At 64.8% G+C, this 14,534-nt stretch carries 12 protein-coding genes and 1 pseudogene; 4 read left to right on the top strand and 9 right to left on the bottom strand.

Annotated features, from left to right (window positions below; genetic code table 11):
• Nucleotides 1–120 precede the first annotated feature (120 nt).
• Both DNX69_RS11205 and DNX69_RS11200 read right to left on the bottom strand, forming a co-directional pair.
• Nucleotides 121–1,131 (bottom strand): inorganic phosphate transporter, encoded by a 1,011-nt coding sequence (locus DNX69_RS11205; protein WP_110786090.1) that lies wholly within the window; start codon nucleotides 1,129–1,131, stop codon nucleotides 121–123.
• Nucleotides 1,132–1,145: 14 nt separating this feature from the next.
• Nucleotides 1,146–1,790: a DUF47 domain-containing protein gene (locus DNX69_RS11200; RefSeq protein WP_110786089.1), complete on the bottom strand. Its 645-nt coding sequence runs from the start codon at nucleotides 1,788–1,790 to the stop codon at nucleotides 1,146–1,148.
• A 598-nt stretch (nucleotides 1,791–2,388) separates the two neighbouring features.
• Here DNX69_RS11200 and DNX69_RS11195 point away from each other — a divergent pair.
• On the top strand, nucleotides 2,389–4,977 hold the full coding sequence (locus DNX69_RS11195) for a DUF4407 domain-containing protein (RefSeq protein ID WP_234826926.1): 2,589 nt from the start codon (nucleotides 2,389–2,391) through the stop codon (nucleotides 4,975–4,977).
• Between the two features lie 121 nt (nucleotides 4,978–5,098).
• Here DNX69_RS11195 and DNX69_RS11190 read toward each other — a convergent pair whose 3' ends face one another.
• The 7 genes and pseudogenes from DNX69_RS11190 to DNX69_RS11160 form a co-directional block, all read right to left on the bottom strand.
• Entirely contained in the window at nucleotides 5,099–6,070 is a 972-nt protein-coding gene (locus DNX69_RS11190; protein ID WP_110786087.1) for a branched-chain amino acid ABC transporter permease, read from the bottom strand.
• A 1-nt stretch (nucleotide 6,071) separates the two neighbouring features.
• The gene (locus DNX69_RS11185; protein WP_011157830.1) at nucleotides 6,072–6,947 is read right to left on the bottom strand and encodes a branched-chain amino acid ABC transporter permease; all 876 of its coding nucleotides are present in this window, start codon (nucleotides 6,945–6,947) and stop codon (nucleotides 6,072–6,074) included.
• 56 nt (nucleotides 6,948–7,003) lie between these two features.
• Nucleotides 7,004–7,750, bottom strand: a complete 747-nt coding sequence (locus DNX69_RS11180) for an ABC transporter ATP-binding protein (RefSeq protein WP_110786086.1) — start codon at nucleotides 7,748–7,750, stop codon at nucleotides 7,004–7,006.
• Nucleotides 7,743–8,498 (bottom strand): ABC transporter ATP-binding protein, encoded by a 756-nt coding sequence (locus DNX69_RS11175; RefSeq protein ID WP_110786085.1) that lies wholly within the window; start codon nucleotides 8,496–8,498, stop codon nucleotides 7,743–7,745. Before DNX69_RS11175 ends, DNX69_RS11180 begins: the two co-directional genes overlap by 8 nt.
• Before the next feature lie 222 nt (nucleotides 8,499–8,720).
• Nucleotides 8,721–9,068 (bottom strand): ArsC family reductase, encoded by a 348-nt coding sequence (locus DNX69_RS11170; protein ID WP_110786272.1) that lies wholly within the window; start codon nucleotides 9,066–9,068, stop codon nucleotides 8,721–8,723.
• Nucleotides 9,069–9,108: 40 nt separating this feature from the next.
• Nucleotides 9,109–9,500: pseudogene (locus DNX69_RS11165) on the bottom strand (type II toxin-antitoxin system VapC family toxin).
• Nucleotides 9,497–9,754 (bottom strand): type II toxin-antitoxin system Phd/YefM family antitoxin, encoded by a 258-nt coding sequence (locus DNX69_RS11160; RefSeq protein WP_110786084.1) that lies wholly within the window; start codon nucleotides 9,752–9,754, stop codon nucleotides 9,497–9,499. Before DNX69_RS11160 ends, DNX69_RS11165 begins: the two are co-directional and overlap by 4 nt.
• Before the next feature lie 187 nt (nucleotides 9,755–9,941).
• Here DNX69_RS11160 and DNX69_RS11155 point away from each other — a divergent pair, with 187 nt between their 5' ends.
• The 3 genes from DNX69_RS11155 to DNX69_RS11145 all read left to right on the top strand — a co-directional run bounded on the left by DNX69_RS11155 (nucleotide 9,942) and on the right by DNX69_RS11145 (nucleotide 14,491).
• A complete protein-coding gene (locus DNX69_RS11155; protein ID WP_110786271.1) occupies nucleotides 9,942–11,420 on the top strand; it encodes a pyruvate kinase in 1,479 nt (492 codons plus the stop codon).
• 113 nt (nucleotides 11,421–11,533) lie between these two features.
• Nucleotides 11,534–12,505 (top strand): TY-Chap domain-containing protein, encoded by a 972-nt coding sequence (locus tag DNX69_RS11150; protein ID WP_110786083.1) that lies wholly within the window; start codon nucleotides 11,534–11,536, stop codon nucleotides 12,503–12,505.
• Between the two features lie 186 nt (nucleotides 12,506–12,691).
• On the top strand, nucleotides 12,692–14,491 hold the full coding sequence (locus DNX69_RS11145) for an NAD(P)/FAD-dependent oxidoreductase (protein ID WP_110786082.1): 1,800 nt from the start codon (nucleotides 12,692–12,694) through the stop codon (nucleotides 14,489–14,491).
• Nucleotides 14,492–14,534: the final 43 nt, after the last annotated feature.

Genomic DNA, 14,534 nt, shown 5'->3' with positions numbered 1-14,534 from the left:
GGCTGCTTCAGCGTCACAAGCCACGCTTTCCTCAGAGGTCGGAGACCTTTGACAAGCGCGAGGAGGTCGGCTGGTTCCGCCGGCTGGGTCCGGCGGAGCACAGTCGCGTGGCGTCGGCAGTCAGAATGTCGGAATCAGCCGGGTGCCCCAATACGCCAGCGCTGCGACGATCGCCGAGGCCGGGATCGTGATCACCCAGGCATAGACGATCGAGCTTGCCACGTTCCAGCGCACCGCGGACATCCGCCGCGCCGCGCCGACGCCGACGATCGCGCCGGTGATGGTGTGGGTGGTCGACACCGGAACGCCGAGGAAGGTCGCCATGAACAGCGTGGCGGCGCCGCCGGTTTCGGCGCAGAAGCCCTGCATCGGCGTCAGCTTGGTGATGCGCAGGCCCATGGTGCGGACGATCCGCCAGCCGCCCATCAGCGTGCCGAGCGCCATCGCCGCCTGGCACGACAGCACCACCCAGAACGGTACCGAGAACTCACCGCCGAGATAGCCCTGCGAGTAGAGCAGCACCGCGATGATGCCCATCGTCTTCTGAGCGTCGTTGCCGCCGTGACCAAGCGAATACAGCGAGGCCGAGGCGAATTGCAGGATGCGGAAGGCGCGGTCCACCGCAAACGGGGTCGAACGCACCGACGCCCACGACACGATCGCCACCAACACCAAGGCCAGCAAAAACCCGACCAGCGGCGACAGCACGATCGCCAGCAGCGCCTTGGTCAGGCCGCTCCACACCGCCGCCGACAGTCCGGCCTTGGCAAGGCCGGCGCCGAGCAGGCCGCCAATCAGCGCATGCGACGAGCTCGACGGAATGCCGAGTCCCCACGTCACCAGGTTCCAGACGATCGCGCCGGTGAGAGCCGCGAAGATCACCGCGGCGTCGATCACGTCAGGTTCGATGATACCGGTACCAATGGTGTTGGCGACGTGCAGGCCGAACACCATGAAGGCGATGAAATTGAACGAGGCTGCCCACAGCACCGCATATTGCGGCCGCAGCACCCGGGTCGAGACGATGGTGGCGATCGAATTGGCGGCGTCGTGCAGACCGTTCAGAAAATCGAACAGCAATGCGACGGCGATCAACCCGACCAGGATCGGCAACCCGAGCGAAGCGTCCACGGCCGGCCCCTGCCCTAGACCTGCTCGATGACGATGGAATTGATCTCGTTGGCGACATCGTCGAACCGGTCGGCGACCTTTTCGAGATGCTCGTAGATCTCGGCACCGACGATGTAATCCATGGTGTTGGCGTTGCGGTGTTTGAGGAACAGTTCCTTCAGCCCGATGTCGTGCAAATCGTCGACCCGGCCTTCGAGCTTGGTGATCTCTTCGGTCATTGCCGTCAGCATCTGCAGGTTCGGCCCGATCGATTGCATCAGCGGCACGGCACGACCGACCAGATTGGCGCTTTCAACCAGCAGCGTACCGATTTCACGCATCGGCGGCTCGAATTCGCGGACCTCGAACAGGATCACCGCCTTGGCGGTCTGCTGCATCTGGTCGATGGCGTCGTCCATCGAATTGATCAGGTTCTTGATATCGACCCGGTCGAACGGGGTGATGAAGGTGCGGCGCACCGCGGTCAGCACTTCGCGGGTGACGCTGTCGGCCTCGGCTTCGAAATGGCTGACGCGCTGGCAATGCACCAGGGTCTCGTCACCGCCGCGCAGCATGTCCTGCAGCGCCTGGGCGCCCTGCACGACGGTATGCGTGTGCTGGGCGAACAGGTCGAAGAACCTCTCTTCCTTGGGCAGAAAGGCTCGAAAGTATCGTAGCATCGGGAGCTATCCGGTTGACGTGACGCGGGTTCGAAGGTTGGCCCTCCGACGCCGGGGGCGCCCGGCCGCGTCACACCGGCGTCATAAAACACTTCAGAGCCGGACAGGCAACCGCGGATTCCGGGTCCCGGCCGGCGGCGGCGCGCCGCAATTGTCCGGACCGACCGCAGCAGGTCGCAGCGCGCCGGGCCGAGCCGCAGGCAGCGCCTCGCCATTCACAGAATTGATGGCGCCGCGCGGTGGCAGCCAGCCTCGCGATCCTCCCGCTCCGGCTCCCCGCTGGCGAATCACTTGAAGCCCTGATGGGAGATCGAATGCTCCATCGACGATTCCGAGTGGTAATCGAGGACGGGATGAGCGGGACGGAACGAGCGGAGCCGACAAATTACTGAGGACCGAACGAGCCCGTTCGCCGACACTCCAGCTCCGCAAATTTCAGATCGATCACCAACACTTAGCAGCGGTTGTTCGAACAAGATCCGAACCGGTTGAATCAGCTCCCGAAGCGCAACTCGTATTGAATTTGTTTACGCTCTGTTAGACTCGGCCGACTTGTCACTTCAAACCGCGGCGCATGTCACCGCAGAATTGGGCGGCCATGATTCAACGCGTCCTTGGCATCATCGCTGGCGTCGATCGCAAGACCCTGCAGAGTTGTCCGGCGTCGGACAAATTGTGGGCCACGCATCTGGGCGCCTCGCTCTGCCTGTCCTTCATCGTGGTGCTCGGCGTGTCGTTCCACGCCACCGGCTACATGATCGACAACATCTGGACCCGATTGCTGGTGTCCACGGTGATCGCGTTGACGGTACTGATGTTCGACCGCGCGCTGTGCCAGTCGGACTGGTTCTACCAAGGCACGCTGTGGAACACCTCCCCGATCGTGTCGAAGGCAGAGGCCAAGCAGACAGCGTGGCGGTTCGTCAGGGTCGGTATCCGTCTGGCGCTGTCGTTCGGGCTCGCCTGGGTGATCGCGATGTTCCTCGAACTGGCGATCTTCTCATCGACCATCAACGAGAAGATCGAGGCCGACCGGGTCGCCGCCAATCAGCCGATCTACGACAAGATCGCGACCTTCGAGTCCGGACTGAACGCCGAGGTCAGGCGCCGTCAGGCCGACATCGAGCAGCTCGAGGCGTTGCACCGCGCCGCCCTCACCGAACAGCCGAAGCCGGAACCGACCACCCGCGCCCGCACCGAGGATATCGAGCAGCAAATCCGGGCGCTGGCGACCCGCGAGGCCGGACTCCGCGCCGAAATTGCCGAGATCGACAAGACGGTCCAGCGCTATACCGCCGACATGAATGCGGAGGAGTTCGGGCTGAAAGCCGCTCCGAACAATTCCGGCCGCCCCGGCGCCGGCCCGCGCTACGAATTCGCCAAGAAGCAGCGCCAGGCGTTCCAGGCGCAGCGCACTGAGCGCGAGGCCGAGATCGTCCAGCTTCACGCCCGCCGAGACGATCTGCTCGCGGTGCAAGCCAGGATCACCACCGACGCCCTCGCCGCGCGCGAGCAGGAGCGCGCCGCGATCAAGGCGCGGGCCGATGCCCTGCAGCAGCGGATCGACGCCGCGCGCGCCGACCTGAAGCAGTTCGAAGTCGACAAGACGGCGCGCGTCGCCGACTTCCGCAAGAAGGTGATGTCCGACTCCTACTTCCAGGAAAAGAAAGACAAATTCGATCCGCTCACGCGCATCGCCGCGTATCAGGAATTGAAGAACGATCCGCGTGACGGCGCCACCATGACGCTGTTCTCGTGGATGACGCGGTGCTTCATCATCTTCCTGGAAATCGTTCCGGTGGTTGCGAAGATCTTCTTCTCGCCGCCCAGCGTTTACGCCGCCAAGATTCAGGCGCAAGTCGAACGCGCAAGACAGCGGATCGAGAACAACGAAGATCTCGAAGACGAGGCGCCGAAGCCCGCTGCCGCTCCCGCGATGGCGGCCATCACCCTGCCGACGATGACGCTCGATCCGGTTATGGTCGCACAGCCACGGGACCAAGCGCCGAAGCCGCAACCGGCCGCACCGGAGCCGCTGCGTGCGGCGGAGCCGCGCCCTGCGCCGCACCGCGACGACTATGCTCCGGCGGCGTCGCGCGACTACAGGCCGCGCCACGATGAAGCCGCGTTCGACGAGCTGCCGCACCGGGACGACCGGCGCGCCCATGAGTGGCAGCGTTACGGCGGGCGCGACGGCTACGACGACGACCATCGCGATTTCGAGCGCCGCGAATTCGCTCGGCGTCATGACTACGACCGCTACGACGACCGGCCGCGCCGCAGCGCCGCCCGGCGCGCTCCGCCGCAATTCGTCGCCCGCGATTACGCGGTCCGCGACTATGGCGGCCGCGATCTCGGAGAACCCGAGTTCGAAACCAGCGAGATCGACGTCCGCAATCTGATCATGCCGCGGCGCGGCACCTCGCGGCGCGAAGCGTTCGCCGTCGAGCCGGCTGCCGAACGCAGCCTGCGCTGGCCGGACGGCATCGCCGTCGACGCCGACAGCACCCGCGAGTTGGTGCGACAGGTGCTGGCCGAAGCCGGCTCCGCCGCACGCGCCGAGCCGATCCGCAGCGAGGCGATCCGCAGCGAGACCATACATAAGACCGAGCACGGTAAGACCGAGCACGGCGAGACCGTGCGCAACGAGGCGGAGGCGCCGCGCGTCGAACCTCCGCGTCCCGCGGAGGCGCCGCGTGCGGAACAGGCCCCCAGCGAGCCCGTGACAGTCTCGCCACTCGTCTCGGAGCCGGTTATGGTCGAGGCCGCAACGTCCGCCCCCGCCGACAGCGTAACCGCCGATGCAGCCGCGATGGAGGCAACCTCTCCTGCGCCAGAGCCCGAACCGGCCGCCGCAACCGTCGCGGCTCCGCCTTCGTCGGAAGCTGCGTCGCAAGTGCTGGAGCCGGACGTGCTGCCCAACCTGCTGACGGAGCTCCGCCCCGCACCGATCGAGCCGCCGACAAGCACTCCGCAACAGGCAACAGCCGAAACCATGACGGTGGCCGCTGCCGAGCCCGAGGTGATCGGGCCGCAGCCGAAATACACCGCCGATGTCGAGAAGCTAATGACCGATGCGGTGGAGCTGTCACGCCCGCGCAAGCGGGCCGCTCATCCTCGCCGCGATCACCGCGCCGACGGCGACCCCGAACTGCCGCTCGATCACGGCAATAGCCGCAGTCTCTAGCTGATGAGCTGTTGGGTGCCCGTGCTTGCTCGCGGGCACCGACCTGTCGAAACACGGGGAAAGCCGGCGAGCCGAGCTTGGCCGTCCGCCTCGCCGCTTCCTTTAGTCTAAAAGGCTTCGCCTACAGCGATCGCTTGAACAGATGGCCGATCTCGCCGACGATACCGCGGCGGAAGGTCAGCACGCAGGCGACGAAGATCACGCCCTGGATCACCGTGACCCATTGGCCGAAGCCGGCGAGATATTGCTGCATGGCAATGATCACGAAGGCGCCGACCACCGGGCCGAACACCGTGCCGAGGCCGCCGACCAGGGTCATCAGCACGATTTCACCCGACATCGTCCAGTGCACGTCGGTCAGCGACGCGTTCTGCGCCACGAACACTTTGAGCGCGCCGGCAAATCCCGCCAGCGTGCCGGACAGGATGAACGCCAGCAGCTTGTACTGATCGGTCTTGTAGCCGAGCGAGACCGCGCGCGGCTCGTTCTCGCGGATCGCCTTCAGCACCTCGCCGAACGGCGAATTGATCGCGCGATAGATGATCAGGAACCCGATCAGGAAGCCGGCCAGCACCACGAAATACAGCGTGTCGGTGTTCGACAGGTCGATGAAACCGAACAGCTTGCCCTGCGGGATGCCCTGGATGCCGTCTTCGCCGTGGGTGAACGGCGCCTGCAGATAGATGAAATACAGCAACTGCGACAGCGCCAGCGTGATCATCGCGAAGTAGATGCCCTGGCGGCGGATCGCGATCAGGCCGGTCAGCACCGACAGGCCGAACGATGCCGCGATGCCGACGACGATCGCCAGCTCCGGCGGCAGTCCCCACACCTTGAGCGCGTGGCCGGTGACGTAGCCGGCGGTGCCGAGGAACATCGCGTGGCCGAACGACAGCAGGCCGCCGTAGCCGATCAACAGGTTGAAAGCGCAGGCAAGCAGCGCGAAGCACAGCCCCTGCATCACGAAGAACGGATAGACCCCGGTGAACGGCACCACCAACAGCAGCGCGGTCATGATCGCGAACGCGATCATCTCGTCGCGGACCGGGCGGCGGGTCGTGGACGGGGCGGAATTCTGCGTCATCGTGGTCATGTCAGGTCGCCCGTCCGGTCAGGCCCGAGGGTTTCACCAGCAGCACCAGGACCATCAGCACGAACACCACGGTATTGGAGGCCTCGGGGTAGAAATACTTGGTCAAGCCCTCGACGACGCCGAGAGCGAAGCCGGTGATGATCGAGCCCATGATCGAGCCCATGCCGCCGATCACCACCACCGCGAACACCACGATGATCAGATCGGCGCCCATCAGCGGCCGGACCTGGTTGATCGGCGCCGACAGCACGCCGGCGAGCGCCGCCAGTCCGACGCCGAGACCGTAGGTCAGCGTGATCATCCGCGGCACGTTGATGCCGAACGCACGTACAAGAGTCGGGTTCTCGGTGGCGGCGCGCAAGTAAGCGCCGAGCCGGGTCCGCTCGATCAGGAACCAGGTGAGCAGGCACACCACCAGCGAGAACACCACCACCCAGCCGCGATATACCGGCAGATACATGAAGCCGAGATTGATCGCGCCGCGCAGCTGTTCGGGAATCGCATAAGGCAGGCCGGACGAGCCGAAATAATTCTGAAACACGCCCTGGATGATCAGCGCAACGCCGAAGGTGAGCAGCAGGCCGTAGAGGTGATCGAGCCCCGACAGCCATTGCAGCAGCGTGCGCTCCATCACCATGCCGAACAGGCCGACGATGATCGGCGACAGGATCAGCGCCCACCAATAGTTCAGGCCGAGCAGATTGAGCAGGAAATAGGCGCAGAACGCGCCCATCATGTACAACGCGCCGTGCGCGAAGTTGATGATGTTGAGCATGCCGAAGATCACGGCGAGGCCGAGGCTGAGCAGCGCGTAGAACGAGCCGTTGATCAGGCCGACCAGAAGCTGCGCCAGCAGAGCGGGGACGTTGATATCCATCTTGCTCTCAGTCTTTCGAGAAAGTCACCGGTCCCGAAGTCGGACGCCAAGAAGCGTCAGACGCCGAGATAGGTGTGTAGCTTGTCCATGTTGGCTTCGAGCTCGGACGTGGCGAAGCCGTCGATGATCTTGCCGTGCTCGACCACGTAATAGCGATCGGCCACCGTGGCGGCGAAGCGGAAGTTCTGCTCCACCAGCAGAATGGTGAAACCCTGCTTCTTCAGCCGCGCGATGGTGGCGCCGATCTGCTGGATGATCACCGGCGCCAGTCCCTCGGTCGGTTCGTCCAGCATCAGGAACCTCGCCCCGGTCCGCAAAATCCGGGCGATCGCCAGCATCTGCTGCTCGCCGCCCGAGAGCTTGGTGCCCTGGCTCTTCAGCCGCTCGCGCAGGTTCGGGAACAATTCGAAAATCTGGTCGAGCGACAGCCCACTCGGCTGGACCTGCGGCGGCAGCATCAGGTTCTCGCGAACGTCGAGGCTCGCAAAGATGCCGCGTTCCTCTGGACAGAACGCGATGCCCCGGCGAGCGATCTTGTCCGACGACGCCCGGCTGATGTCGCTGCCGTCGAAGGTGACGCTGCCGCTGCGCTTGGCGACGATGCCCATCACTGATTTCAGCGTCGTGGTCTTGCCGGCGCCGTTCCGGCCGAGCAGCGTCACTACCTCGCCTTCGCGAACGTCGAAATTCATCCCGTGCAGGATGTGGGATTCGCCGTACCACGCCTGCAGATCGCGGACGCTCAAAAGCGCCGCGCCGGCGGCCGACGATGCCGGCCGATCCAATGTCGTCGCCTCAACCATGACCCGCTCCGAGATAGGCTTCCTTGACCCGCTGGTCCTGCGTGAGGTCGTTGTAGTGCCCCTCCGCCAACACCTGGCCGCGAGTCAGCACGGTGATCACGTCCGACAGGTTGGCGACCACGCTCAAATTGTGTTCGACCATCAGGATCGTGTACTTGGCCGAGATCCGTTTGATCAGCGCCGCGATCTTGTCGATGTCCTCGTGGCCCATGCCGGCCATCGGTTCGTCGAGCAGCATCATCTCCGGATCGAGCGCCAGCGTGGTGGCGATCTCCAGCGCCCGCTTGCGGCCGTAGGCCATCTCCACTGCCGGCGTGTCGGCGAATTCACTGAGGCCGACGTCGTCGAGCAGTTCGCGCGCGCGCTGGTTGTACTTGTCGAGCACGCTCTTGGAGCGCCAGAAATCGAACGACGAGCCGTGCTGCCGCTGCAATGCGACCCGGACGTTCTCCAGCGCGGTCAGATGCGGGAACACCGCCGAAATCTGAAACGAACGGACCAGCCCAAGCCGCGCCACGTCGGCCGGCGCCATCGCGGTAATGTCCCGGCCATTGTACATGATCTGCCCCGCGGACGGCCGCAGGAACTTGGTGAGCAGATTGAAACACGTGGTCTTGCCGGCCCCGTTGGGGCCGATCAGCGCGTGAATATGACCACGGCGGACCCGCAGATTGACATCGCGCACGGCAAAGAAGCCGGCGAATTCTTTGGTCAATCCGTTGGTTTCAAGGATGATGTCATCGGCCAAGCAAATTCCCCCCATCAAACGCGTGCGGTGCCGGCGCACACGTCCGATGCCTTCTTTTTCGACCCGGTGCTCTGCGCGCCTGCGGCGCCAAGCCCAGTCTTTCTGGCCGGACTATGCCGCTATTCGCGAGCCTTGTGCAAGATGCAAAGCTGGGCGGCGTTTCAAGCTGGTCGGGCCTGGGGAAACTTCCTGGCGGTCGGCGTTGCGGGCCAGTCTTCCGTATTAGTCGAACACCTCCGCATAAGCTTCCGGCCGGAAGCCGACCAGCAGCTTGCGGCCGTGCTCCAGCACCGGGCGCTTGATCATCGACGGCTGCGCCAGCATCAGCGCGATCGCTTTGGCTTCGGTGATCCCTTCTTTGTCCGCCTCGGGCAGCTTGCGGAAGGTGGTGCCGGCGCGGTTGAGCAGCGTCTCCCAACCGACCTGCCCGACCCAACGCGCCAGATGCGCCTGATCGATGCCCGCGGACTTGTAGTCGTGGAACGTATAGGCGACGCCGTGGCCGTCGAGCCAAGCTCGCGCCTTCTTCATCGTGTCGCAGTTCTTGATGCCATAGAGGATGGTGGGCACGAGAGACCTTTCGCTGCTGACGTCGTCGATCCGGATCACGTTAGCGACTTGGCAGCACGCCTTCGACATCCGTCCGGGCAAAATCCTCACCGACATATAGCAGCCGGCATCCGTATGCGCGCGCCACCTGATAGGCGAAACAGTCACCGAAGTTCAATCCGGCGTAGAGGCGCCTCTGCCCCATCTCTCATAGGCATTCGCGATTTCGTGCGCAGACATCGACGTGACGGGGACCACCTCGAAACCGAGCCCCTCGATCAGACCGGTGACCTCATCGCGCACATTTCGGCGGGCCGCCACGATCAGGCTCTCGACCATCGTCCCAGCCGAGATCAAAATCCGCTCTTCTGCAGCAATTGCATCGATACAGGCAGCCGCCTGCGGCTCGTCCAACACGATCGCCATCAAGGCCGAGGTGTCGACCGCAATCACAGCGGCAGACCATCCTCACGATACAGGAAATCCTGGCTGCGGGCTGCCGATACCCCGGCGGCGGCCTTCGCGGCACCGGCCACCCGTGCGGCTTCGAGCAGCTCGCGTCGGGAGCGGGACTCACCCTCGTGGCCGATCGGAACGAGGCGCACGGCCGCATGTCCCGGCAACGTGAGAACGACGTCGTCCCCCGCCTCGGCGCGCTGAACCAGATCGGCAAGCTGATCCTTTGCCTCGGTGACAGTGACCCGCATCGGCCCGCCTCGTCGTCGATAGACCATCGCAAGATGCTAGTTCATGTTGAAATGCCCATCAACCTGCGTCGCGCCGGCCGAACAGTTACGACTTTCCGCCATCCGTCCTGTCACATCGGCTTCATCCAGCACTCCTAGAGCGGGTGGGATGCGGCTCTCCGGCCGCCTGAACCTGCGAGCGCCCGAGATGTCGACCGAAATCCTCCGCCTCAAGCACAAGCTCGACACTCTGATCACCGAGATCGAAGTCGACAGCCGGGCGCGGATCGACGGCTGGGCGGATCAGATCCATCGTCCCGGCTTCGCCCCGAGCGCCGCCAACCTCGCCCACTATCTGGCACTGCGTCACCACGATCTGCGGCCGCTGCAGCATTCGTTGATGGCGCTCGGGCTGTCGTCGCTCGGCCGGCTGGAAAGCCGGGTGATGCCGACGCTGCTGGCGGTGCGCGCCACGCTGGCCGCACTGGCGGGCGAGCCAGACATGCTGCGGCCGTCGTCGAAGCAGTTCTTCGCCGGTGAGCACGACCTCGCCGGCCGCAGCGCCGAGCTGTTCGGGCCGCTGTCCGGCGCCCGCCGCTCCGCGCTGCTGGTGACCTGCCCGAGCGAGGCCGCCGACGATCCGACCTTCATGCTGCGGCTCGCCGAGCGCGGCGTCGAGGCGGTGCGGATCAACTGCGCCCACGACGATGCCCCCGCCTGGCAGCGGATGATCAATCACCTCCATGTCGCCGAGGAGGCCACCGGGCGGCGGATGAAGGTGCTGATGGATATCGCCGGCCCGAAGATCCGCACCGGCGCCGCGCGCACGCCCGACGGCCGCGACCGCATCGTCACCGGCGATCTGGTGGCGATCGTGGCGCAGGGCGAATTCGAGCGGATCGATCTCGACGACGAGCATTTCGCGGTTGAATGCACCCTGCCCGATCCCTTGACGCGTGCCGCCGTCGGCGCCCGTGTGTTCGTCGATGACGGCAAGCTGTGCGTCAGGATCGAGCGCAAGACCGCGTGGGGTCTGGTCGGCCGCGTCACCGCAACCGCCGAAACCGGCTTCCGGCTGAAGCCGGAGAAGGGCCTGAACTTCCCGGATACGCCGCTCGACATCCCGGCGCTCACCGCCAAGGACCGCGCCGACCTCGATTTCGTCGCCGCCCATGCCGACGGCGTCGAGTTCTCGTTCGTGCAGTCGGTCGGCGACGTCAAGATGCTGCAGGCGGCGCTCGCCGAACGCCGGCCCGACGACTGGCACAAGCTGTCGCTGGTGCTCAAGATCGAGACGCCGGATGCGGTCGCGCACCTGCCGGACATCCTGGTGCAGGCCGCCGGCCGCCAGCCGACCGCGGTGATGATCGCGCGGGGCGACCTGGCCGTCGAGATCGGCTTCGCCCGGCTCGCCGAGATGCAGGAAGAGATCCTGTGGATCGGCGAGGCCGCCCACGTCCCGGTGATATGGGCCACCCAGGTGCTCGAACATCTGGTGAAGAAGGGCACGCCGTCGCGCGGCGAGATGACCGACGCCGCGATGGCCGCGCGCGCCGAATGCGTGATGCTGAACAAGGGCCCGTATCTGTTCAAGGCGATCACCGAACTCGACACCCTGCTCGGCCGGATGGCCGACCATCAGCACAAGAAGACGCCGCAGCTCCGCCGGCTGCGCAGCTGGGGCTGAGCGTACTCAATTTTGGTATCAACCTAAGGTTGACTCCGCATCACCTTCGTTCACTCTATGTTCCATTCAGTGGAGCAGAGCCGCGGTGCCGGCCGGAGTGAGCGGAGGAGATCATGAGGCAGCAGACGGCTCGATTTGTAGCCGCGATCACCCTGCTGATGACCTTGGGCGCCACAGCAGCTCCTTCGCTCGCCGAGGAAGCTGCGGTCGACCGGGTCGACGCCGCGCTGCAGAACATCACCAGCATCGTCCGCGCCAAGAAGGTCGGCTACGCGACAATCTGGGACGGCAACAAATACGTCCAGTGCCACCGACTGCCGAGCCGCGAGATGCGCTGCGAAGCCGCCGGCCCGACGCTGCAACCGTCGTTGAAACGCGTCCTGACGATCGAACGGCAAAACCGGCTCGCGGCGCTCGGCTGGACCGTAGATCCGGCTTTCGGCAACTACGCGAAAGTATTTCCGGCCGACGCGCCGACCGGCCAGATCTCTGCAGACATCCTACGCACGCTGACTGATGCCTATGACATCAACTTTCAAGACCTCGAACTGAAAACCGACTGGGTCGTCGACATCCCCTGCCCGCCGAGGAACGGGCCGTCCCAAAATCTCGCCGGCATGATCAGCGGCGCGCCGTCGATGCGTTCGACCGCCCTGCTCACTTGTTCCTATGCGGCGAAGCCCCAGCCGCAGACCGCCGAAACTGCGGAAGCGCTGATCAAGCTGTACGGCCCATCGGTCACAGCAGAGATTCAGCGACTGCGGGTGAATGCGGCACATCGGGTCTATACGGTGTTCGACAGCGGCATCGGCTACATCCAGTGCATGCCGGAGACGCCGCCGGTGGCGCTGTATTGCGAAGCCCAGTCGGCGGAAAGTTGGGCGGCACTCAGCGCCATCCTGAAGCCGGATCACGTCGCGCGTCTGACGGCGGCCGGCTACAAGGAGCCCGGCCGCGCGCCGAACTACAGCAAGAGCTATCCGCTGACGCTGACGGACGCCGCGATCGCCGCCGAGATCCTCACTCTGCTGCACGACGTCTACGACTACACCGGCGCAACCAAACTCGACGTCAAGACCGACTAGAGCCGCACGCACGCCATCGCAAACGCTGTTATCGCTGCGTGCATCGCAACAAGTGCCTGATCACAACTTCACTAGTGAGCCCGCTTCGCTCTCCCCTCGGATGGACGGGATGGTATCATCGCGGAAAACGACGCCGCATCGCGGCGCAACAATGCTGTCAAAACAACAGCCCATGGGAGGATCAGCATGCTCGACACCGCGCCGAACGGCAAAGTCACGACGCTCCTTGGACAACTCGACGATGCGCTGAGCGCCGGCGACATCGACCGCACGGTCGATCTGTTTCAGACCGATTGCTACTGGCGCGACCTGATCGCCTTCACCTGGAACATCAAGACGATGGAAGGCAAGGATCAGGTCCGCGACATGCTGAATGCGCGGCTGGCCGATACCAAACCGTCGCACTGGCGGATCGCCGACGGCGAGGATGCCAACGAGACCGACGGCATTGTCGAGTGCTTCATCCAGTTCGACACCGCGCTCGCCCGCGGCGTCGGCCATCTCCGCCTCAAGGACGGCCGGATCTGGACGCTGCTCACCACCATGGCCGAACTGAAGGGTTTCGAAGAGCCGCAGGGCTTTCAGCGCCCGATGGGCGTCAAGCACGGCGCCGATCCGAGCCGCAAGACCTGGAAGGAAGAGCGCGACGCCGAGGCCGCTGAACTCAGCCTCACCCGCCAGCCCTATTGCGTGATCATCGGCGGCGGCCAGGGCGGCATCGCGCTCGGCGCGCGGCTGCGCCAGCTCGGCGTGCCGACCATCATCATCGAGAAGAACGAGCGCCCGGGCGACAGCTGGCGCAAGCGCTACAAATCGCTCTGCCTGCACGACCCGGTCTGGTACGACCACCTGCCCTATCTGCCGTTCCCACCGAACTGGCCGGTGTTCGCGCCGAAAGACAAGATCGGCGACTGGCTGGAGATGTACGCCAAGGTGATGGAGCTGAACTACTGGGGCTCCACCGTCTGCAAGCGCGCCTCCTACGATGAAGCCGCCAAGCAATGGACCGTGGTGGTCGAGCGTAACGGCCAGGAGATCACGCTGAAGCCGAAACAACTGGTGCTCGCCACCGGGATGTCGGCCAAGCCGAACATGCCGCAATTCGAAGGCATGGACGTGTTCAAGGGCGATCAGCACCACTCCTCGCAGCATCCCGGGCCGGATGCGTGGAAGGGCAAGAAGGCGGTGGTCATCGGCTCGAACAACTCGGCGCACGATATCTGCGCGGCGCTATGGGAGGCCGGCGCCGACGTCACCATGGTGCAGCGCTCGTCGACCCACATCGTCAAGTCGAACTCGCTGATGGAGCTGGGGCTCGCCGGGCTCTACTCCGAGCAGGCGGTGCAGAACGGCATCACCACCGCCAAGGCCGACCTGATCTTCGCCTCGCTGCCCTACAAGATCCTGCACGAATTCCAGATCCCGATCTACAACGTGATCCGGGAGCGCGACGCCGAGTTCTACAAGCGGCTGGAAGCCGCCGGCTTCATGCTCGACTACGGCGACGACGAGTCCGGCCTGTTCATGAAGTATCTGCGCCGCGGCTCCGGCTACTACATCGACGTCGGTGCGTCCGAACTGGTCGCCGACGGCCGGATCAAGCTGAAGAGCGGCGTCGACGTTCAGCGCCTGACAGAGCACTCCGTGATCCTCAGCGACGGCACTGAGCTGCCGGCGGACCTCGTCGTCTACGCCACCGGCTATGGCTCGATGAACGGCTGGGCCGCCGACCTGATCTCGAAAGAGGTCGCCGACAAAGTCGGCAAGGTCTGGGGGCTCGGCTCCAACACCCGCAAAGACCCCGGCCCCTGGGAGGGGGAGCAGCGCAACATGTGGAAGCCCACGCAACAGGAAGGCCTGTGGTTCCACGGCGGCAATCTGCACCAGTCGCGCCACTACTCGCAATTCCTGGCGCTGCAGCTCAAGGCCCGGATGGAAGGCCTCCCTACTTGTACTGAGTCACAAGGTCGCGGGCCTGTGAGGTAGGACTCAAGTATCTATTGAGATTCAGATTTTGGCAGATGGAGGC

This window comes from Rhodopseudomonas palustris, from assembly GCF_003226555.1.
In the GTDB taxonomy this organism is placed as follows: domain Bacteria; phylum Pseudomonadota; class Alphaproteobacteria; order Rhizobiales; family Xanthobacteraceae; genus Rhodopseudomonas; species Rhodopseudomonas palustris_I.
The sequence above is the reverse complement of the archived record's forward strand: the minus strand, read 5'-3'. Positions and strand labels throughout refer to the sequence as shown.

Bases quoted from the DNA above. Each gene is read 5' to 3' on its own strand.
- DNX69_RS11190 (WP_110786087.1), bottom strand. From the start codon at position 6,070: ATGACCACGATGACGCAGAATTCCGCCCCGTCCACGACCCGCCGCCCG.
- DNX69_RS11200 (WP_110786089.1), bottom strand. From the start codon at position 1,790: ATGCTACGATACTTTCGAGCCTTTCTGCCCAAGGAAGAGAGGTTCTTC.
- DNX69_RS11195 (WP_234826926.1), top strand. From the start codon at position 2,389: ATGATTCAACGCGTCCTTGGCATCATCGCTGGCGTCGATCGCAAGACC.
- DNX69_RS11150 (WP_110786083.1), top strand. From the start codon at position 11,534: ATGAGGCAGCAGACGGCTCGATTTGTAGCCGCGATCACCCTGCTGATG.
- DNX69_RS11155 (WP_110786271.1), top strand. From the start codon at position 9,942: ATGTCGACCGAAATCCTCCGCCTCAAGCACAAGCTCGACACTCTGATC.
- DNX69_RS11160 (WP_110786084.1), bottom strand. From the start codon at position 9,754: ATGCGGGTCACTGTCACCGAGGCAAAGGATCAGCTTGCCGATCTGGTT.
- DNX69_RS11145 (WP_110786082.1), top strand. From the start codon at position 12,692: ATGCTCGACACCGCGCCGAACGGCAAAGTCACGACGCTCCTTGGACAA.
- DNX69_RS11180 (WP_110786086.1), bottom strand. From the start codon at position 7,750: ATGGTTGAGGCGACGACATTGGATCGGCCGGCATCGTCGGCCGCCGGC.
- DNX69_RS11185 (WP_011157830.1), bottom strand. From the start codon at position 6,947: ATGGATATCAACGTCCCCGCTCTGCTGGCGCAGCTTCTGGTCGGCCTG.